General features: G+C 69.0%; 19 protein-coding genes. 8 read left to right on the forward strand and 11 right to left on the reverse strand.

The genetic code is table 11. The annotated features are described in order from the left end of the window. Positions 1–7: 7 nt before the first annotated feature. Both AB0B48_RS05000 and AB0B48_RS05005 read left to right on the forward strand, forming a co-directional pair. On the forward strand, positions 8–487 hold the full coding sequence (locus AB0B48_RS05000) for a hypothetical protein (RefSeq protein ID WP_357196042.1): 480 nt from the start codon (positions 8–10) through the stop codon (positions 485–487). Between the two features lie 75 nt (positions 488–562). After that, positions 563–1783 (forward strand): MFS transporter, encoded by a 1221-nt coding sequence (locus AB0B48_RS05005; protein ID WP_357196045.1) that lies wholly within the window; start codon positions 563–565, stop codon positions 1781–1783. Positions 1784–1789: 6 nt separating this feature from the next. On the opposite strand, the gene AB0B48_RS05010 is transcribed toward AB0B48_RS05005, so the two are convergent. After that, complete coding sequence (locus AB0B48_RS05010) at positions 1790–2383, reverse strand: HD domain-containing protein (protein WP_357196048.1); 594 nt, start codon at positions 2381–2383, stop codon at positions 1790–1792. A gap of 165 nt (positions 2384–2548) precedes the next feature. Here AB0B48_RS05010 and AB0B48_RS05015 point away from each other — a divergent pair, with 165 nt between their 5' ends. Beyond that, entirely contained in the window at positions 2549–3493 is a 945-nt protein-coding gene (locus AB0B48_RS05015) for an RNA polymerase sigma-70 factor (protein WP_357196051.1), read from the forward strand. An 82-nt stretch (positions 3494–3575) separates the two neighbouring features. Next, on the forward strand, positions 3576–4763 hold the full coding sequence (locus tag AB0B48_RS05020) for an FAD-dependent oxidoreductase (protein WP_357196054.1): 1188 nt from the start codon (positions 3576–3578) through the stop codon (positions 4761–4763). Between the two features lie 98 nt (positions 4764–4861). On the opposite strand, the gene AB0B48_RS05025 is transcribed toward AB0B48_RS05020, so the two are convergent. From AB0B48_RS05025 to AB0B48_RS05065, 9 genes are all read right to left on the reverse strand, one after another. After that, positions 4862–5119 (reverse strand): Txe/YoeB family addiction module toxin, encoded by a 258-nt coding sequence (locus tag AB0B48_RS05025; protein WP_357196057.1) that lies wholly within the window; start codon positions 5117–5119, stop codon positions 4862–4864. Further along, positions 5116–5397, reverse strand: a complete 282-nt coding sequence (locus AB0B48_RS05030) for a type II toxin-antitoxin system prevent-host-death family antitoxin (RefSeq protein WP_357196060.1) — start codon at positions 5395–5397, stop codon at positions 5116–5118. The genes AB0B48_RS05025 and AB0B48_RS05030 overlap by 4 nt, the downstream gene beginning before the upstream one ends. 128 nt (positions 5398–5525) lie before the next feature. After that, a complete protein-coding gene (locus AB0B48_RS05035) occupies positions 5526–6743 on the reverse strand; it encodes an Imm21 family immunity protein (protein WP_357196063.1) in 1218 nt (405 codons plus the stop codon). Between the two features lie 100 nt (positions 6744–6843). Continuing rightward, a complete protein-coding gene (locus tag AB0B48_RS05040) occupies positions 6844–8274 on the reverse strand; it encodes a hypothetical protein (protein ID WP_357196066.1) in 1431 nt (476 codons plus the stop codon). After that, positions 8271–8801 carry a SigE family RNA polymerase sigma factor gene (locus AB0B48_RS05045; RefSeq protein ID WP_357196069.1) on the reverse strand — a complete coding sequence of 177 codons (531 nt, stop codon included), beginning with the start codon at positions 8799–8801 and terminating at the stop codon, positions 8271–8273. Before AB0B48_RS05045 ends, AB0B48_RS05040 begins: the two co-directional genes overlap by 4 nt. 113 nt (positions 8802–8914) lie before the next feature. Beyond that, positions 8915–9223, reverse strand: coding sequence for a hypothetical protein (locus AB0B48_RS05050; protein WP_357196072.1), 309 nt, complete (start codon positions 9221–9223; stop codon positions 8915–8917). A 92-nt stretch (positions 9224–9315) separates the two neighbouring features. Further along, positions 9316–10200 (reverse strand): hypothetical protein, encoded by an 885-nt coding sequence (locus tag AB0B48_RS05055; protein ID WP_357196074.1) that lies wholly within the window; start codon positions 10198–10200, stop codon positions 9316–9318. Positions 10201–10243: 43 nt separating this feature from the next. Then, a complete protein-coding gene (locus tag AB0B48_RS05060) occupies positions 10244–10963 on the reverse strand; it encodes a hypothetical protein (protein WP_357196078.1) in 720 nt (239 codons plus the stop codon). A gap of 94 nt (positions 10964–11057) precedes the next feature. Then, positions 11058–13823, reverse strand: coding sequence for a BTAD domain-containing putative transcriptional regulator (locus AB0B48_RS05065; protein ID WP_357196132.1), 2766 nt, complete (start codon positions 13821–13823; stop codon positions 11058–11060). Between the two features lie 136 nt (positions 13824–13959). Here AB0B48_RS05065 and AB0B48_RS05070 point away from each other — a divergent pair, with 136 nt between their 5' ends. The 3 genes from AB0B48_RS05070 (at position 13960) to AB0B48_RS05080 (ending at position 15977) form a co-directional block, all read left to right on the forward strand. Beyond that, positions 13960–14805, forward strand: coding sequence for a hypothetical protein (locus AB0B48_RS05070; RefSeq protein WP_357196081.1), 846 nt, complete (start codon positions 13960–13962; stop codon positions 14803–14805). Positions 14806–14887: 82 nt separating this feature from the next. Next, complete coding sequence (locus tag AB0B48_RS05075) at positions 14888–15508, forward strand: dihydrofolate reductase family protein (protein WP_357196084.1); 621 nt, start codon at positions 14888–14890, stop codon at positions 15506–15508. 16 nt (positions 15509–15524) lie between these two features. Beyond that, a complete protein-coding gene (locus tag AB0B48_RS05080; RefSeq protein ID WP_357196087.1) occupies positions 15525–15977 on the forward strand; it encodes a hypothetical protein in 453 nt (150 codons plus the stop codon). A 55-nt stretch (positions 15978–16032) separates the two neighbouring features. Here the strand turns inward: AB0B48_RS05080 and fxsT are convergent, their stop codons facing one another. Then, positions 16033–18894, reverse strand: coding sequence for an FxSxx-COOH system tetratricopeptide repeat protein (gene fxsT / locus AB0B48_RS05085; RefSeq protein ID WP_357196090.1), 2862 nt, complete (start codon positions 18892–18894; stop codon positions 16033–16035). Positions 18895–19548: 654 nt separating this feature from the next. Here fxsT and AB0B48_RS05090 point away from each other — a divergent pair. Next, on the forward strand, positions 19549–20346 hold the full coding sequence (locus AB0B48_RS05090; RefSeq protein WP_357196093.1) for a hypothetical protein: 798 nt from the start codon (positions 19549–19551) through the stop codon (positions 20344–20346). The last annotated feature ends 11 nt before the right edge of the window (positions 20347–20357 follow it).

The raw sequence follows: 20357 nt of genomic DNA on the forward strand, positions 1-20357 counted from the left end.
TTGACGGATGACGTCGGAGCTGGCCCGGTTGGCGGAGGTCCGCGCCACCCGCGCCCGCCTGGACGAGCAGGAGCTGGAGCTCATCGACCGCGCACGCCACGACGGTGCGACGTGGGCTCAGATCGCGACGGCACTCGGCCTCGGCAGCCGGCAGGCCGCCGAGCAGCGTCGACAACGGCTGGTGGCGGCACGGTGGTCCCGGCGGCAGCAGCTCGACCTCCGGATGCCTCAGCAGATCGCGGCGCTGCGGGCGGCGGTGGCCGACCTGGCCCGGTGGATCGGGGCCGACCAGCGGTGGGACAGCCGATTTCGTCGAGCGGCGCTCGTCCGGAGCACCGTGGACGCCGCGCTGGACGCGGCCCCGGGTTCGCTGCACGCGTTGGCCCTGCACCTCACCACCGATCTCGCCGGAGCGGGTAAGCGACTGCCCGCGCCGGCGCGGACCGCCGCGAGGAAGATCGACGTCGCCCTGTCAACGGTTGATTGACAAGGGCCAGCGGCATTGCCCGCACTCCGCTCAAGCTTGAGGATATGAGTCACCTCGACTCAACTCGGAGTGCTCATGCGTCGCAACGCGGGCCTGTTCGTGGCGATCTCCCTGCTGTCCGGCTTCGGCAGCAGCGCCATGTCCCTGGTCGCCGGCATCTGGATCCTGGACCTCACCGGCTCCACCAGCCTCGCCGCCCTCGCCGGGCTCTGCGTCTACGCCCCGGTGCTCACCGGCCCGTGGTTGGGCGGTCTGCTCGACCGGGCGGCCCGGCGGCCGCTGGTCATCGCCGTCAACCTCATACTGGCGGCCGCCCTGCTCGCACTCCTCGCGGTGCGCGGGCCGGGGCAGACATGGCTCATCTTCGCCGTCGCGTGCGCCTACGGCGTCAGCTACGTGCTGATCGACGCCGGCGAGACGGCGTTGCTGCCGTCGGCACTCGCGCCGGCCGAACTCGGTGACGTCAACGGGTGGCGCTCCAGCGCGCAGGAGGGCATGAAGCTCGTCGCTCCCCTGGCCGGGGCCGGCCTCTACGGGTGGCGCGGCGGCCACGCGGTCGCCGTCCTCAGCGCCGCCATGCCGGTCCTGGTCGCCACCCTGTACGCGCTCCTTCGCCTCAACGGTGCGCCCACCGGCCGGCCCCCCGAACGCGGCGACGGCCCACGTGCCGGAATGGTGGTCCTGTTCGGACAGCGAGCGACCCGGCTGGCGGTCGTGCTCGCCGCGGTGTCGATAGCCATGTCCGGCTTCACGACCGCGGGAATCTACGCGATCGTCGTGACCGAGCTACGCCTGCCGACGACGTTCCTCGGTGTGCTGGCCAGCGCGCAGGGCGCGGGTTCCGTTCTCGGTGGCCTGATCGTCGGCCGGCTCATCGCGGCGAGAGGTCCCGTGGCCATCGGTGTCGCCGGAACGGCGCTGTTCGCGGTCGGTTGCCTGACGCGTTGCCTGCCGTGGTGGCCGGCAACTGTCGTCGGGGCGGTGGTGGCCGGCGTCGGGCTGCCCTGGACCCTGGTCGCGGCGGTGACCGCCGTACAGACCCACACGCCGTCAGCGCTGCTGGGACGGGTCTCCGCGACGGCCAACACCGCGATGTTCGGACCGCTCGTCGTGGCGATTCCGCTCGGCTCCGCGGCCGTCCACCTCGGTGCCCGCCCGCCGCTCATGGCAGCCGCGGCGATCTGCCTGACCGCCGTGGTGATGGCGACGTTCCGCCGCCGGTCGACGCCGTACGACGAGACGCCGACCGCGTCCACACCACGCCGGACGGCTGGGACGGGTCCGGCGAGCCGCTGACCGGGTTCACCCGCGTACCGGATGGGTCGCCTGGAAGGCGAGTCGACGGTCCGCGTCGGCGGCGATCTCATCGAGGATGTCGTCCAGGTCGAGGAAGACCGACCAGCGCTCGCGGCCGGTGGCGTCGGCCAGCCGGTCCACGAGCAGCTCTTCCAGGTCGGTGACCCGCTTTCCCTTCCACACCTTGTCGGCCACGCTGACCAGCAGGTCGTCGACGCCGACGCTGTCCTGGTGCCAGGACGCGTGGTCGCGCGCGAACCGGGCCGACGACTCGCCGACGCCATGCTGGAGCAGCAGCTCGTAACCGGCGGGCTCGTGCGCGGAACCGGGCCCGGACAACTCCTCCGGGTGCCGGACCTTGCCGATGTCATGGGTGGCGGCGCCGAAGAGCACCGCCTCGCGGTCGAACGGGAGTTGCGGGAACCGGTGCGCCATCGCGTCGGCGAGCTGCGCGGCCACGTCGTGCACGGCCCGCAGGTGCGCGGCGAGGCGCGGCGGCGCGTCCAGGACCTCCAGCAGGGCGACGACCTGGTCGGGCAGGGGCCGTAGCGGCGGGTCCGCGGGTGCGGTGAGGGCGCGGCGCAACGGATCGGACGTCACAGCGGCAAGGGTACGACCACCACGCGCGCCGTGCGATCCGTTGATCAAGTGATGAAAAAGAGGTCAGGAACAGCGCTCAAAGCTACTTTTCGTCACTTGATCATGGCGCGAGCGGTGGGACGGGCACCGGGACGGCGGCGCCGCCCGCCCGGATACTGTCTAGCCATGCCGCTCAGCCCGGACGAGGTCGAGGTGTTCGAGCACTCCAGGCCCCGCCTGGAGGCGATCGCCTACCGCCTGCTGGGTTCGGCCAGCGACGCGGAGGACGCCGTTCAGGACACCTTCCTCCGCTGGCAGGGCGCGGACCGGGAACACGTCGAGACGCCCGAGGCGTGGCTGACGAAGGTCCTCACCAACGTGTGCCTCAACCAGCTGACCTCGGCGCGGGCCAGGCGGGAGACCTATGTGGGCACGTGGTTGCCCGAGCCGGTCCTCGGCGGGGACCGGATGCTCGGCCCGCTCGACACCGCCGAGCAGCGCGAGTCCGTCTCGATGGCGGTGCTGACCCTGCTGGAGCGGTTGTCACCCAACGAGCGAGCGGTGTACGTGCTGCGGGAGGCCTTTGGCTACCCGCACGGTGAGATCGCCGAGATCCTCGGCATCACCGAGTCGAACTGCCAGCAGACCTACCGGCGCGCCAAGCAGCACGTCACCGCCGAACGGGCCCGCGCGGAGGTCGACCGCGCCGCCGCCCGGAAGGTCGTCGCGGAGTTCCTCACGGCGGCCAACAACGGCGAGATCCAGCGGCTGGTGGAGTTGCTGACCGACGGCGCGACGAGCACCGCCGACGGTGGCGGCAAGATCCCGGCCCGGTCCGCGCCGATCGTCGGCGCACTGGCGGTGGCGAAGTTCCTGCGCGGCCTGTTCAAGCCGACCGACGTCAAACGGGACCTGGTGGGTGGCAGCCCAGCCGTACACGTCGCCACCGCCAACGGCGCTCCGGCGGTGGTGGTCGTGATCGACGACCGGGTCATCGGCGTGATGTCGCTGGAGGTGACGCCCGAGGGCGTGGCGGCCATCCACAACCAGGTCAACCCCGACAAGCTCGTCCGCGCCACCCGGCAGTGGTCCGCCTCGGAGCACGAGGAGCCCACCCTCCGCGTCTGGTGATCCAGCTCATAGCCGACTCCTGTCAGGAATCGCGTCGCTGTCCGGTTCAGGAAGCGACCACCACCGAGACAGGAGTGCCACCATGAAGCACCGCATCGTCGTCCTCGGAGCGGGTTACGCCGGAGCCATGGCCGCCGGGCGTCTCGCCAAGCGGCTGCACCCGGACGACACCGAGATCACCCTCGTCAACGCCGACGCGGATTTCGTCGAGCGGGTCCGCATGCACCAGCTCGCCACCGGACAGGACCTCACACCACGCCCACTGAGCAAGGTCTACGCCGGCACCGGCGTCACGCTTCGGCAGGCGCGGGTAACCGCCGTCGACGCCGACCGCAGGACCGTCGCGCTCGTCGACGACAACGGCACCGACGAGATCGCGTACGACACGCTCGTCTACGCCCTCGGCAGCGTCACCGCCGACCACGGCGTCCCCGGGGTCGCCGAGCACGCGTACGACATCGCGGGCAGGCCCTCGGCGCTGCGGTTGCGCGACCGCCTCGCCCACCTCGCTGCCGGCGGGACCGTGCTCGTCGTCGGCGGCGGCCTCACCGGCCTCGAAGCGGTCACCGAGATCGCGGAGACCCGGCCGGACCTCGACGTCGCGCTCGCCGCCCGCGGCGGTCTCGGCGACTGGCTCAACGGCAAGGCGCAGCAGCACCTGCGCGGCGTCTGCGACCGGCTCGGCATCACACTGCACGAGCACGCCGACATCACGCGGGTCGAGGCGGACGGTGCTGTCACCCGCGACGGTCGGGAGATCCCGGCCCAGGTGACGGTGTGGACGACCGGCTTCGCCGTGCACCCCATCGCCGCCGCCACGACCCTGGCGGTCGCGCAGACCGGCCAGATCATCGTCGACGCCAGCATGCGGTCGGTCTCACACCCCGAGGTGTACGCGGTGGGCGACGCCGCGATCGCCGAAGGACCGGGCGGCAAGCCACTGCGGATGTCCTGCGCCTCGGGCATCCCGATGGCCTGGCAGGCCGCCGACGCCATCGCCGCGCGCCTGACCGGTCGGGCGAAGTTCCCCAAGGCCCCGCTGCGCTACTTCAACCAGTGCATCAGCCTCGGCCGCCGCGACGGCATCATCCAGTACGTGACCGCCGACGACCGGGCCAGGCCGGCGCAGCTCACCGGGAAGCTCGCGGCCCGGTACAAGGAGTTCGTCTGCGCGGGCGCCGCCTGGAGCATCGCCCACCCGGTCCTGTACCCGGTCCGCCGCCACCGCATCGTCCCGACCCAATCGGAGATCCACACGGCCACCTCGTGAACGGACGTGCAATCGGTGTGGTGCTCGGCGGCATCAGTGGCGTCGAGGTAGGCGGAGTTGCGAGGCCTCGCCGCCAACCGGTCGGCGCTCCGAACTTGCTAGCTGTCGCCATAGTGATATCGGCAGGCGATGATCTCGACGTCATCCTTGGTGATCCGGTACACCAGCCGGTGTTCACGATCGATCCGGCGGGACCAGAAGCCGGACAGCTCTCCCCGAAGGGGCTCCGGTTTGCCGATGCCTTCGTACCCGTTGCGCATGGCGTCCGCGATGAGGTCATTGATGCGTTTGACCAACTTACGGTCCGTGTGACTGAGGTACTGGCTCCACGCAGTCGCGGTGAAGACCAGTCTCATGCGACGTCTCGCACCGTTGCCGGGTCGATCAGGTCGCGCTCGACCACATCATCGCCCTCCAACTCCGCCATCGATCGGCGCAGAGCGGCGGCGTTGCCCGGGCTACGCAGGAGGTATTCGGTTTCCTTCATCGACTCGTACTCAGCGAGCGGCACGATCACCACCGGCTCGTGGCCTGACCGGGTCACCACCACTTCCTCCGCGTCGTTGATGACACTGTCGAGTTCGGCGGCCAGGTTCTGCCGAAGCTGGGTGAAGTTCACGGTTCGCACGATCACCTCCAGGTGGGTACAGAAAACTGTACCTCGGCCCGACGATGCAAGGTGACAGAAGTCCGGCCGTGTGAGGGCGTTGGGCGGGCCGGAGCCCTGCCGGGCGCCGGCCTGTTCAGAGCTGTTCGGGTCGCTCAGACCGGCCGCGTCTGCTCGACCAGGTGGACCAGCATCAGCGCCGTCCTCTCGTCGGGTTGCACGAGAGCGGTGCGGATCAGGTAGGTGCCACGGGCCAGGTCAACGGTGAGGTGGGTGGTGTGCTCCAACCCGTCACCTGTGTAGGCGGAGTCGAACAACTCGGCTGGCCCGCTGGTCGTCCACGTACCCGCGTCCTCCCAGTCGGCGATCTCGACCGCCCGGGGAACGAGGCGGACGACCTCTGCCTCGGAGTCGGCGTACAGCCACCGCACGAAGATCCGCCGGTCCGGGAGGTACGTGGTGGAGGCCGGCTCGTCGGCCAGAACGAGCGCCTGGGCGGCACCGACGTCAAGCACCCCCACGTAACCGTCGACCCGGCAGGCCCGGCCGTAGTCACCCCAGAAGTCATCGTCGTCGTCCGACGCGCCGTTCCACTCGCCGAACGCGGTCGTCGGCACGACGATGAGCGGCCCGCCGCCCGAGTCGACCCACGGCAGCAGGCTGACCGGCGTGCGCGTACGAGCGAGAACCGAGGCCAGGTCGGTCATGTCGGTCACGATCGCGTCGGCACCGGCGGCGGTGAGGCGTTCGGCCTTGGCGGGTTTGTCGGCGTACCCGATGCAGGCGACACCGGCTGCTCGGGCGGCCTCGACGTCGGTGACCGAGTCACCGACCAGAACAGCGGCGCCGGGTGCGACCTTCAGCGCCCGCAGGGCCTGCACAACGGGCGTCGGGTCGGGCTTCAGCAGATCGGGATGCTCGCCCCGCCCGACGACGGCGGCGAAGTAGCGGGCCCGGTCGCGGCGCCCGAGGTAGGCACCGATGGCGGCGGCAGAGTTGTTGCTGACGACAGCGAGGCTTCGCCCGGTCGCCAGGCATGCCCTGACCAGGTCGAAGGCTCCGATGGTGGTCTCCGCGGACGCCGCCGCCTCGACCTCCGCCGATGCCAGGGCCGCACCAACGACGCCCACCAGCTCGGGCGCGAAGGCAGCTGTCGCGCGGAACAGCGCCAGCGGGTCGTCTCCGTCGCGTAGCTCGTCGGGCAGGACGACGCCCCGGCTGAGAATCAACTGACGCAGATCGGCGGCGACGCGCGGCGCGGCCTTGCTCCCGAACAGGCGGCAGATCGGCCCGTCGAAGTCCACGAGTACGGCATCGGCCCGCTCGGCGATGTCGGCGAGCCGGTCGGCTGGCCGTTCTGCCTCGATCGTCACCACGCGCTCCCGCAGGCCGTCTTCGCCGTCAAGGCTGTCGATCCTAGAGGCCGACGCGGGCCGTGCCGTCCGGGGACGGCTCGGCCCGCCTGCCGTCGCGTCAGGGTGTCACCCGGGTGGCAGGGCTGTCGCCGGGCAGACCTCCTGCGCTGCTGTCGGTCTCCACGGGCGGCAGCGGGGTGGTCCCGAGGACGCCGCCGTCCCTGCCGTACGCGGTGAGAGTGGCCGCCCGGTCCGCTGGTACCCGGGTGGTGCCGGCGTTCGACGCGTCGAGGGTGACAGTGGCCGGGGATGCGCCTTCGATCGTCACCGTGACGCGGGCCGCGTCCGGCGGTGCGATCACCCGCACCTCGCCGGTGGCGGGACGGGCACCGTCCTCGGTCCGGACCCGCCAGCCAATCGGTCGCTGGTCGGCACCCTCGGCCGGTAGCAGCAGCCGTAGGTCGATGTACCAGCCGGTCCGATCGTCGCCGTGCATGGCGTACGCGATCACTCCGCCCCCGGCCGGTTGCACGGTGAGCAGCGCGGCGGCCTGCCCGTCATCGCGGCCCGACCACCGCACCCGCACTGTCGTGCCGCCGACCGGGAGGTGACTGTTCTGAAGTGCCGTCTGGACGAAGTTGCGGAGGTTGGTGTCGTCGATCGGCGTACCTCGGACGGGTTGACGAGCGCCGACGAGCAGAGAGTCCATCTCCGGCCCGGTCGGGTCGAGCCCGGCGTACGGGCCGCCGCCCAGACCGCCCTGGAAGAACACCCGGTCGCCGCGGCTGACCCGGACGACGGGTTCGTGCGGCAGGGGCTCGGGCGGCAGTACGCCGAAGCCGACTCCGCCTCCGTCCGCCCGGGCGATGTCCCGGTACTCCACGGTGCCCCTCGACGTGTATCGAGGGTCACCAGTGATCGTCACAGTGGATTCGGGCGGACCGACGGCGACCGCGAACCCGGGCCGGTCGGGGTAGGCCCGCATCAGCGTCATCACCGGGTCGTCGTCACCCTCGCTGTGGCCGCTGTACCGCATCTGCTGGGCACCGGCCCCGGCGGGACCCACGTACCAGACCAGTGCCTCCCTGGTCAGCAGGCCGAACCGCAGCGGCACCGCGACCAGCGCGACCCGGTGGCCCGGCTGGTCACTGCCGTAGATCAGACGGATCCGGTCACTGTCGCCGATCTTCCAGGCACCCACCGGGGCGTCGATTCGCACCGGCGGATCGGCGGTGATCCGCGCCCGTAGCGTGTCCAGCCAAGCCTCATCTCCGGCCAGCGCGCCCCGTGGTGGTGCGTCGAGCAGCGCCGTCGGAGTGGCGGCGACCGCGATACCCGGCGCCCATCCGGGCAACGGAACCACGTTGGTCTGGACCCCGACGAGCGCGACCCCGACCGCGGCGGCCAACGCCGTGCGGATCAGCCGCGTCCGCTGGTGCCGTCGCTCCCGGCCGGCGAACCCGGGCCAGGGATCCTCGGGTACGTCGACGCCGTGCGCGGCCTGCCGCAGCGCGGGACCGAGCGTCGAATTGGCGAAGCTTCCGGTCATGCCAGTTCCTCCTCGAGCCGTGCCGGGGACTGCGCGGCGGGTGGGACGAAGTCGCTGCGCAGTCGGGCCAACCCGCGCGACGCCTGGCTCTTTACCGCGCCGACGGAGCAGCCGAGGACCTTGGCGGTGTCCGCCTCGCTGAGATCCTCGAAGTAGCGCAGCACCAGCACCGCCTGCGTCCTGGGCGGTAATCGCCGTAACGCGGCGAGGAGAAGTTGCCGCTGCTCCACCTGCGCGTACGCGTCGTGAGTCGGCTGGCTGTCGGAGGTCAGCAGCGGCACCTCCAACGGCCGCCGTCGACGTCGCCAGGAGATCGCCGTGTTCACCATCGCCCGACGTACGTAGACCTCGGGCGCGTCCCGGCGCAGCACCCGCCCCCAGCGCCGATGGGTCTTCTCCAACGCCGACTGCGTCAGGTCCTCGGCTGTCCCCCGGTCACCGGTCAGCAGGTAGGCCGTTCGAAGCAGCGATCCCCACTGTCGTTGGACGAACAGCCGGAACTCTTCGTCGTCCTCGTGCCGACTCACGCCACCTCCAGGTCGCGTCCACCTCGCGTCTGAGTGCGGACGCAGGGTGAGACGCCACCGGCGGTCTCCAGGGTTGAGTGGAGGACTGCACGGGGGCGTCGTAGTCGACGGGCTCAGTCCCCCGGCTGTTGACCCACGGAAGGCCCATCAGACGCGGCCTGGCGCTCGGCCTGCCAGATGGCGTGGCCTTTGAGCAGGTATCCGACCCAGTAGATCGCGAAGAGGATCAGGAAGCACGCGAAGAACACTCCCGAGATGATGCTCGCGAGAATGAGCGCTCCCTCGCCGTCGCTCAGCCCGTAGATCGCGAAGCTGAAGACGCCCAGGACGAAGAAGAGGACCATGTAGAGCGGCAGTGTCGAGCTGTCTGTCGGGTGGGAATCCCGAGGCGGCCACGGCACGCGAGGGTCGCTGCTGATCATCTCGTGAGTATGAGCGGCCCGCTCAAGCGCGGAACCCCGCTCCGCGTCGACCGGGGAGGTCGGGCGGAGCGGGACCGTGGACGGTCTACCGGTCAGAACCCGCCCCACTGACGAGCCGAGCACTTCCAGGTCTTCCCGTTGTCCTGCGAGACGCAGAACACGAGGATCTTGCCGAGGATCGGCAGGTTGAGGGTGAAGAGGTGACCCTTGGTCTTCGCGTACACGACGCCGGACTTCTCGGCGACGTCGGCAAGCGCCCACTCCGGGTCCGGTCGGTCCACTGTCGCCACCCGGCGCAAGGACGTGATGTCCCTGCCGTCGAGGAGCGTCCTGATCTCGTCCGCCGACGGCTCGCCGTCGCCGATGAGCGTCTGCACGCTGGACGGGCCGTCGACGGCGACACCATTCGCCTTCTCGAAGGCCGCCTTCGTCCCTCCGACCGTGGTACCGCCGGCCAGGTCGAGGGTGAGGATCAGCTCCCCGGTCCGGCGCGACAGCAGGCATTCCCAGACGGACTTGCCGGACGCGACGCACATGGTCAGGCACCACTCCCGGCCGCCGGAGGTGGACGAGGCGAAGAGCAGGGACGTCGCCGTCCCGCCGTCGCCAGTGCCGTCGTACGTTCCGTCGGCGAGGTCGGCCATTGTCGTGCCGAGCACCTCCCGGCTGCCCGGGATCGTGCCGACGACCTTGACGCCGTCGACCTCCTTGCCGGCGGCGAGCGCCGCGAGTTGGTCGCTGGTGAGGGTCCGCCCGCCGGTGTCGACGGCCAGCACCTTGTCCAGGTCGCCGACGGGCCGGCCGGTCAGGTCCTCCAGTTGTCGAAGCATCGTGCCCGGGGCACCGGGGTGGTCGGTGATCGTCGTCCGGGCCTCCCCCTCGGCGGCCTGCGACGGGGCGTACGAAGCCGTCAGTCCGACGATCAGGGCGGTCGTGACGATGGTGGCGCGCCTGGTGATGTCCCGCAGAGTTGTCATGCTGTCCTCATTTCCGTGATCGGGGTCGGCGGGGTGGGACGGGCTACCAGCGACACGTCACGATGTCGCCAGTGGTGTTGGGAGACCCCCACTCGCAGTGGTCGTCGATCCACTCGCCGATCTCGCCGATCGTGTCCACGATCCAGGCGAACACCGACTTGATCGCGCCCCAGAGGCTGAAATAGACGACGGTCGTCTCTGGTGTGCCGCCGGCCTCGTCGATGACGTCCTTCGTCGACATGGCGGCGTCGGGCTTCTCGATGATGTCCAGCACCCGTACCCCGGTGTCGTCCTTGCCGGCCAGCAGCGCCTCGATCTGCTCCGGGGTCCGCTCCTTGCCGTCGTCGACCGCCACTATCGCGCGGTCGACGAACACCTCCCGGCTGCCGCTGACGGCCTGGGCGATGCCGGCGATCTCGCCCACTGTGAGGTCGTTGCCGAGCGCGGGGCCGGTGAAGCGTCGAACGGACACGGCACCGGACGGCTCGACCTGGATCTCGTCGGCCGTGATCATGTCGTCCGCCCCGAAGGGTGCCCAGGCGAACGTCCACTTCCCGCCGACGCAGCGGAACGGGCCGTGCTCCCGGCCCTCGGGCGCGGTCTCGGTGCGGAGGACCTTGCCGCTCTCGTCGACGTGCTGGACCACGCAGTCGGCGCCCTTGCTCGGCGGCTTGTCGGTCTGGGCGACGGCGGCGGAGGACATGGCCAGCACCGTCGCGCTGACCACCCCGATCACCGCGAGGCGGTGTGCCAAACGACTCATCGAACGCTCCGTTCCTCATGCGGAAGAGACTGGTGTCCGAAGAGTGCCGGGCGGCGCTGAAGCGGCCCGGAAACGGCGCTGAAAGCGACGTACGTCAGCGCAGCCGGGTGGCGTCGAGCTGTTCGAGGTCGGCGCGGATCGAGTCGGCGTCGGCATCGCCGAGCTCGTCGAGAATGGTCTGTGCTCGCCGCCACGCGGCACGGGTGGCGGCGACGTCGCCGAGCGCCAGGTGGCTGCCGCCGAGATTGACGTACGTGCCCGCCTCGGCGTACCTGTCGTTGACCTGCGTGAAGAGTTCGAGGGCGTGCCCGTAACAGGCGATGGCCCGCCGGTCGTCGCCGAGCTGATGGTGGGCGTGGCCGAGGCTGTCCCAGGTGTCGGCCTGTCCCTGGACGTCGTCCACCTCCTGCAACATCCGCAGCGCCTGGCCGCACGATTCGAGGGCACTGTGGTAGTTGCCGAGCAGCGCTTCCTGCCAGCCGACCGCGTTGAGGGTGTACCCCTGCCCGGCCCGGTTTCCGGCCGCCCGAAACAGGGTCAGCGCCCGCCGGGAATGGTGCAGCGCCTGCTGGTGCTGCCCCTGCCGCTCGGCCAGTTGACCAAGGTTCAGGCAGGTGTGCGCCCGTCCGGCGTCGTCGCCGACGTCGGTGAACAGGTCGAGTGCGCGCCGCAGGTGGTCGTCGGCCTCGTCGTACCGTCGGAGCCGGGAGCAGGCGAGACCGAGGCTGCGGTGCGCGTGGCCCTGCCCCGCCTGATCCCCGATGCGGGACGCGGCGGCCAGAGCGATCTGTTGCGTGCCGAGCCAGTCCTGCCAGTGCCCCTGCCGGTGCAGAAAGCCGGCCATTGTCCAGGCGAGCTGCCAGGCGTGCCCCTCGAACCCGGACCGCGCCGCGAGCGGCACGGCCGCGAGCAGGACGGGGACCTCGGTGGCGAACCACGCCGCGGCGGCCGATCGGCTCCTGGGGCGTTCCGGCGTCACACCCGCCCGGGGAGGCGGGAGGCTGATCGCGCTGAAGTGCGGGTGCAGTGCCAGGTCGGCGGCGTGAGCGGTGTGCAGGCAGTGGTCGAGCAGCCGGTGGATGGCGGCCCGACGCTCGGCCGGCGGCTCGGCCTCCTCGGCCAGGTCGGCGGCGTACGCGCGCAGCAGGTCGTGGAACGCGTAGCGCCCGTACGTGTGCTCGGTGAAGAGATTCGCCCGGGTCAGCTCGGTGAGCAGAGGGCCGGTCGCCTGCCCGTCGACGCCGGCCAGACTGGCCACGGCCGGGGCGGAGACGTCCGGGCCGGGATGCAGGCTCAGCAGCCGGAACAGCCGGGCCGCGGCCGGGCTGAGCGTCCGGCACGACCAGGAGAAGACCGCCCGTACGTCGGTGGCCTCGTCACCTGCGCGGAAGGCGTCCAGGTCGCCCAGCTCGCCGGCGACGGCGGCCAACGAGAAGCGCCGGTTGGTGGCGGCTCTGGCGGCCACGATGGCCAGGGCGATGGGCAGCCGCGCGCACCGGTCGGCGATGGTGTCGGCCGCGGCGGGTTCGGCGGCGACCTGGCTCTCCCCCAGCCGGCGGACCAGCATGTCGCGGGCCTCGCCGGGGCTCAGCAGGTCGAGAGGCACCGGTTGGGCGCTTTCGGTGACGACCAGCGGGATGAGCTGGTCGCGGCTGGTGACGATGGCGAGGCAGTCCGGTGAGCCGGGCAGCAACGGCCGGACCTGCTCCGCGTCGCGGGCGTTGTCCAGCACCACCAGCAGTCGCTTGCCCGCCACCGTCGTGCGGTACAAGCTCGCCATCGAGTCCAGGTCGCGGGGCATCCGGGCCACCGGAACGCCGAGCGCCTCCAGGAAACCGTGCAGCGCCCGCACCGGTTCGGTTGGTGTGGCCGCCGGGTCGAAGCCGCGCAGGTTGACGTAGAGCTGCCCGTCGGGGAAGCGCTCGGCCGCGCGGTGCGCCCAGTGCACGGCGAGGGCGGTCTTGCCGACGCCGGCCGTCCCGGACACCACGACGGCGCCGCCCCGGTCGATCAGCGCGTCGAGGGCGGCGAGCTCCGCGTCGCGTCCGGTGAACGTGGGTACGGGGGGAGGCAGTTGCGCCGCGACCCGCGTCGGTGCCGCCGGGGCCGGTGCGGCGATGGCGCTGTCCTGGCGCAGGATGGCGCACTCCAGGTCGCGTAGCCGCGGACCGGGGTCGAGGCCGAGGTTCTCCCGCAGGTTGTCGCGCAACCGCCGGTACGTGGCGACCGCCTCGCCCTGCCGGCCGTCGCGGTACAGGGCGAGCATCAGCTGCGCGTGCAGGTGCTCGTCGAAGGGGTGTTGTCGGACGAGCCGTTCCAACCCGGGGACGAGGCCGGCGTGCTCACCGACGGACAGCCGGGCCTCGGCGAGCGACCGTTCGGCCTCCAACCGTAGGCGTGCCAGGTGTTCTGCCTGCTCCTCAAGCCAGGCCGACCCGGCTACGTCGGCCAGCGGTGGGCCCCGCCACAGTGCCACCGCGGCCGTCAGGTGCTTCACCTGCTCGTTGGGGTCCGTCGAGCGCCGGGCCAGCTCGATGAGGCGCTCGGCGGCCTGGACGTCCGTGGAGTCCGGCCCGGTGTCGAGCAGATAGCCGGGCTGGCGCGCCACGATCGATCCGGGCTCACCGAGCACCCCGCGGAGGTAGGACACGTGGCGTTGCAACGTGTTCGCCGCGGTGGCCGGTAGCTGGTCGCCCCAGACCACGTCGACGAGCCGGTCGATGCTGACGACACGGCCCGCGTGCAGCGCCAACGTGGCCAGTACCGCCTTGCGGCGTACACCGTTCACCGCCTGCGGAGCGCCGGCGACGACCACCTCCACCGGCCCGAGCAGCCTGACCCGCACCCCCGTACCAACCATCGAGATCACCGAATCAGGCTAAATCTCCACCCCGGCATGCTCGATCCGTTCGTCGCGCACTGGACACGATCCAGGGGGCACCAGAACCGGACTCCGGGAGCTAGCCTCTAGCGCACTACGGCAGGGAGGTGCGCCGATGAGCCGCCGGCTGCGGCGCGTCGCGATGGTGCTGCTCGGCGCGGTGTTGCTGGGTACGGTCGGGCTCAGCCTCGGTTCCTGGTACGGCGGTCGCGGTGTCACTCCGCCCACCGACGACCAGGCGCAGACAGTGGCGGCGCAGTTGCTGCCCGGTGCGGTGCCGGTCGACTCGGGTCGAATCGTGCACGGCTACCGGTGGGGCGTTCATCTCGCTGCCGACGACCTGGGCTCGGGCCGGGCGTCCTTCTGGTACGACGATGGTGACGACTGTGGGCTCTCGGAGCAGCTGCGGCGCAACGCCGGGAGGCAGGGGTGGCAGGGCCTTCGCCGTGTACCCGGCTACCTGTGCGACGGCTGGCGGGCTGAGCGCGACGGACTGACGTTCACGCTCGACTACTCGGCGAGCGGGGCAGAGCTGACCATCGCACCGGCCGCGCCCGGCACGTTCCTCGCCAGCACTGTCGCTGGCACCCTCATCGGTGCCGCAGCCGGCGCGGCGCTGTTCGAGTGGGTGGGACGGCGGCGTCGACCCGTACCCCTGCTGGTCTGCACCCTGGTCACGGTTGGCCTCCTCCCGGGTGCCGCCCTCACCTGGACGGCCCTGGGTCCGGGCATCGTCACCGAGCCGGTCTGGCCCGTCTGGCCCGCTCTCGCCCCCGTGCTCGTGCCACTGTGGCTCGTGCTCCTCCTGGTCGGCGTGTACGCCTTCCCGAAACGCGAGACCGGGACCGACCCCAGCTCTCCGGTCACGGCGGTGGTGGTGAGTGTCGCGTGCGGCCTGGCCCCCGTGGTGATGGCCGCCGCTCTGGTTCTGGTGTTCCTTCGGGCGGTGCCCTCCCCATAGCTGCCAGAAGTTCAATGCACGATCGGGACCAAGTGTGGCCGTAGGCTGATCCCCCGCCCAGAATTCGTCGATGGAGAGCGCTGTGACCACACGTATCGGCAAGGTGATCGTCGACCAGACCATCTCCGCCGACGGGTACTCGGCCGGGCTCAACCAGACCGAGGAACGCCCGTTCGGCGACGACGGCGGTGACGGCTGGGGCCGTGGGCTGCACGCCTGGATGTTCGACGCCGCCGAGGAGAACCAGGCCGAGCTCGACCAGATCACAGACGCGTCGGCGGTCATCATGGGGCGCAACATGTTCGGCCCCGTGCGCGGTGCATGGGATCGGCAGTGGAACGGCTGGTGGGGTGACGACCCACCGTTCCACAAGCCGGTGTTCGTGCTCACCCATCACGCACGGGAGCCGCAGCCGATGGAGGGCGGCACCACCTTCCACTTCGTCACCGACGGGATCGAGGCGGCGCTCACGCGGGCCCGTGCGGCGGCCGGCGGCGGCGACATCCTGATCCACGGCGGCGCGACCACCATCAACCAGTACCTCACCGCCGGCCTCGTCGACGAACTGCGGCTGCACATCGTGCCGCTCACCCTCGGCACCGGTGTGCGGCTGTTCGACGGCGTCCCGTCGCTGAAACTGGAACAGCTGACGGCACGGGCGGCGAGCGCGGTCCTGCACGTCACCTACCGCGTGCTCTCCTGAATCGACGGAGATTGCGTTGTCCGCCATCACGTCACTGACAGTGGTCCCCAGGGACAGCATCGTTGAGCTGGCCCACCTGGCCCGCACATCGCCGTCGTCGTTCCACGCGTACCTGGCCGAACACGGGCGCAGGGCGCGACAGGAGTACGACTGGTCCGGCTACTGCATGCTGTACGTCCTGACCTATCTGGAGGAGCGCGGCATCGACCTGGATCCGCCGGAGTTCAACGCCGAGTCGGAGGCCATCAACAGCGCGTACGGCCTGACCACGCTCATCACTCCAGCACCAGGGTTACTGGATCAGCTCGATCCCGGCGCGCACCGCGCGGAGGATCTGGCGGCCCACTTCGCCGAGATGGGGATGGACTTCGAGGAGAGTGGCCCGGCCGGGCTGGACGGGCTGAGGCTGTTGCGCGACTGCGTCTCCGACCTCAGCGACCGCCAGGTGTTGCTGCTGCACATCGGCTGAGGCCGACCGGGCGTTATCCGGACCAAAATGCGCGACCGACAAACCAATCGATTGATCAACTCGCCTGTTCGAGCAATCGCACTGTAATCTCTCGCGCCTCGTCATACAGGCCGAGCGCCGTGAGGATCTTGACCAAATGCGCTGCGGTCCGCACGGTTTCTGGGTGCCCGTCGCCAAGAACGCTCCGGTAGCGCGCCAAAGTGTTTTCCTGAAGTTCTCGAGCGCGCTCGTCGTGCCCGAGCTGGTGCAGCGTCTCTGCGAGATTTCGCGCCGCTCGCAGGGCGTCGGGGTGCCCTTCCCCGAGTAGCCGCACATATCGCCCGAAGACATCCTCCAGCATCTGCCAGGCCGATTCATATCGACCAGATATATAGAGTGTCTCAGACAGACTGTTCGCGGAGTGCAGGGTATATGGATGATCCTCACCTAGTACCCGCCGACGACGAGCAAGGGTGTCCTCCTGCAAACGCCTGGCCTGCTCATGCTGCCCGAGGTTACGCATGTCCACAGCAAGATTATTGGCAGAGCGCAGAGTATCCGGATGATCCTCACCGAGCACCCGCCGATATTGAGACAACGTCTGCTCGTGCAATTCCCGGGCGCGATCGAAATCACCGATCTCACTAAAATCCACGGCCAGGTGATTAGCCGAGTGCAACGTGTGGGGGTGATCGACGCCCAATGCCATTCGATAACGCTCAAGAGTATCTTGCTGTAGATCGCGTGCGTCATGATAACGGCCAAGCATCCTCAGATTGATCGCGCAACCATGAGCCAGCCGAAGAGTGTCGGGATGGTCATCACCCAACTCCCGACGCGAAAAAGGGAGGGTGTCCTCATATATCTTGCGGGCGTTCTCATAACGACCCTGCTCACGTAGCGCTCGGGCAAGGCACCGCCCCATCCACATAGTGTAGAAATCAGCTGACCCAGCGGCCGCATGCCATCTTTGGTAAATTTCCCCCGCGAGCCTGCTACTGGTATCGGACGCGCCCTGCTCGATGAGGTACCAAGTGCCCGCGCATATCATCCTTTTGAGATTCTGGTCATCCGCCGTGGCTGGATCAAGTGCCATCAGATGGGGGATGACGGCCGCCCACTGCGGCCACAAACTCGGGTCCTCGGGATCGCCCGGATCAAGGCTCACCAATATTTCACGGGCGCACTTCTGGACAAGCTCAACCCGGTCCGCAGGAATTTGATGCCTGATAATGCTCTGCACCAGTCGGTGTAAGCGAAGGCCGTCCCGACTCACGGTTGCCAGACCAAAGCGGTTAATGACACCCACGCTTCGCCGCACAGCCACCGGGTTGTTCACCGCAGTCGCGAGAGCGATCAGTTCTCCCTCAAGGTCCGCACGCTGCGCGCGAATGTTAGAAAGCCAGCGCACTGGTATGGCATCCGGGGCGAAAAAGGCGCATACGCGCAGAATTCCAAGCGCCACGGGGTCGGTCGCCGCGAGTTGCGCGGTGCTCAGCTCGATAGCTGCGGCAAGTGGTCGAGGGTAGTCGCCGGTCCGACCTTCACTGAGTACCGCTCCAGAATGCTCGGTTAGTAGGTGAAGGTACTCGTTGACGCTGGTAGCGGTCTCCGCCAGGAAGCCCGCCGCTTGGGCCAGCGCCAATGGCAGGTCACCCAGCGCCTGTGCAAGTTCCTCGGCCTCGGACTCATCGAGGTCGGAATGGTGATTACGCAGCAATGCGACGGCCTCCACACGAGCCATGACATCCACGGAGACCACGGCAGCCAAGTGCTCCCACCCGCTCGCCCGCGATGTGATGATCACGTGGCCCGGGCCACCCGGGAGCCACTCCCGGAGGCCGGACGGATCCTCGGCGTTGTCAAAAACGAGCAACCAGCGCTCTCGCCCACGCAGGTGAGCCTTGACTACAGGAGCGGCGGCGGAGACGTCATCGCCGTGCTTAACCAGACCGAGTTCCACGCCCAACGCGAGCAGTTGCTCTCCAATCAGACTGGAGTCCTCTGCTGAGATCCACCAGACAACGTCATACGCTGTGGCGAAACGATGAGCATACTCGACCGCGATCTGCGTCTTTCCCACCCCTCCGAGCCCTCTGAGCGCCTGTACGACTGCAGCACCACCGGATTGCAGCCGCCGACGAAGGCTGACCAGGACGGCATCCCGGCCGGTGAAATCAGGATTCCTCGGCTCCATCCGCCAGACCGCCGGAAGTCGACCTTTTTCGATTGCCTTCTTTGGCTCAGCCGCACCGGGGTTTTCCGATCCTCCTACGGATTGCCGGGGCGCTCGTCGCACTTCGGACCAGCTACTGGTACCAGGGCCTGGAACGCCACCTGCGACACCTCCGCCCGCAGCGTCACCAAGCAGCCCGACTGGGTCTTGCTCGTCGCTGGCCGCCGGGCGGACTCCAGCGGTAAGAGGGCTGTTCTGCAAATTGAACGATGTGTTGAGGACGCGTCCAGCCAGATCTCGTTGACCACTCTGCGCGAGTTCCTCCCCGATCCTGCGGAGCGCCTCCACGGCCTCGCGTACCGCCCTCGCCAAGTCATCCCCGCCGTGCGGCGTGATCGTTTCCTCGGCAGGGAGGACCGGCTCGACCTCGCCCTCAGCAACAGTGGCACCCGAGAACTTGTAGATGACAACAAGTCGGTTCCATGCCTGCTCCCACCGTCGATCCCGTGCCGGGTCGATGCCGCACAGCTCAACAAAGGTCAGCAGGAATGCTTTGCTAGGGAAGCGGCGACCAGCCAGCACCTCGCCCAACGTCGCCCGAGGAAGCGACCGGCCAAGCCGCATGGCGCGCTTCTCCAGGTCCCGATAGGTCGGGCTGTCTGCGTGGAGACGAAGAATCTTCATGAAGCGCGCAAGATCTGCAAGGGTTGCTGCGGAAGTCGGGTCGATTTGATTCCGCGCGTCGTCGTCCGTCGTGTTCAACGAGAGCCTCTGCTGTCCGGTGGCGTCCGGTGGTGTCCACGAATCTACAACGGACTGTCACCGACTGGCCGCCCCGCAGCGTCGGCTGACGGCAACTGGCAGAAATCCGTCACCACTCTGGCGCGATCCCGGCACGGAGCATGGCGGTCGCCCTCGATCTCTGCTCTGCTTTGTTGGTCGGATGACAGCGGATCCGAGAAGATCTCGATCCAGACCGACGGAGAGGTGCAGGGGGTGATCGATGATGGAGCGCGCAGCGCATGAAGCAGTACGGACGGTTCGGGCAGCTATGAGGAGCTGGCCCGGAACCGCCCGCCTGTGCGTCCTGCTGCTGTTCGGATCAGCAGCAGGAGCGGTTTTCCTCACCGTGTTCCTGGTGGGACTTCCCGCCATCCTGCCTGGATTGCGGGCTGTGACCGCAGTATAGGCCAACGGCCGCCGAGATGCCCTACCTGTCGGCATCCCGGCGGCCCCGCCTAACTCTCTCCAGCTATCTCCGATGACCATCATGTTGTTCGCATCTCAGGGAGAAGAATCATGGTTCGGAAGCCTCGCATCGCGCTGGTCTCAGCTCAGCCACGGCCCGAAGTGAATGCTGATCATGACATGCCTCAGCTGGTTGGAGCCCTACTCGGGGCCGGGGCGGACGTGGTAGTGACTGCCTGGGACGACCAGACCGTCCCTTGGGGCAGCTTCGATCTTGTAGTGATCCGTTCGCCGTGGGATTATTCGTGGCGATCATTCGAATTCCTCCGATGGCTTGACAGCTGCTCTGCGTTGACGACCGTCGTGAACGACCCGGCCGTCATTCGCTGGAACGCCGACAAGACTTACCTCAGGCACCTTGCCCGGAGCTCCGTGCCAGTCGTCCCCACCGAGTACCTCCGGCCAGGAGAGACGATCACCCTGCCACAAGACTTCGAGTTCGTGGTGAAGCCGAGCGTAGGTGCGGGGGCACGACACGCGGCGCGATACCAGCCACGCGATCGCGTTGCAGCCGAGGCCCACGTGCTTCGGCTCCACGCCGAACGAACCACCGCGATGGTGCAGCCATACATCCATGAGATCGACGCCGTGGGCGAGCGTGCGCTGGTTTACATCGACGGGAAGTTCCTTCATGCGATTCGGAAGAACGCAGTCCTCACCCCCGGCCTTCGTTTCGACGATCGCCGCGATGGCCACCCTGGAGCGGCTCCCTGGCAGCCGGGTGACACCGAATTGGCGGTGGCGCAACGCGCGATCGACGCCATTCCCTTCGACCAACGCTTGCTCTACACGCGAGTCGACATGGTCACCAGCCCGGAGTCGGGCGTGGTCATCACTGAGTTGGAGCTGATTGAGCCGGGACTTTATCTCCGCTTCCACCCCGGATCGGAAGTACGGGTGGCAGAGGCGATCATCGGGATGGCAGAACGAGCCGTCCGGCCGGCAACGCTGCCTGTTGCTACGTGAAGAAACAACGA

Origin of the sequence: Micromonospora sp. NPDC049089, from assembly GCF_040648775.1 — a bacterium.
Taxonomy (GTDB): Bacteria; Actinomycetota; Actinomycetes; order Mycobacteriales; family Micromonosporaceae; genus Micromonospora.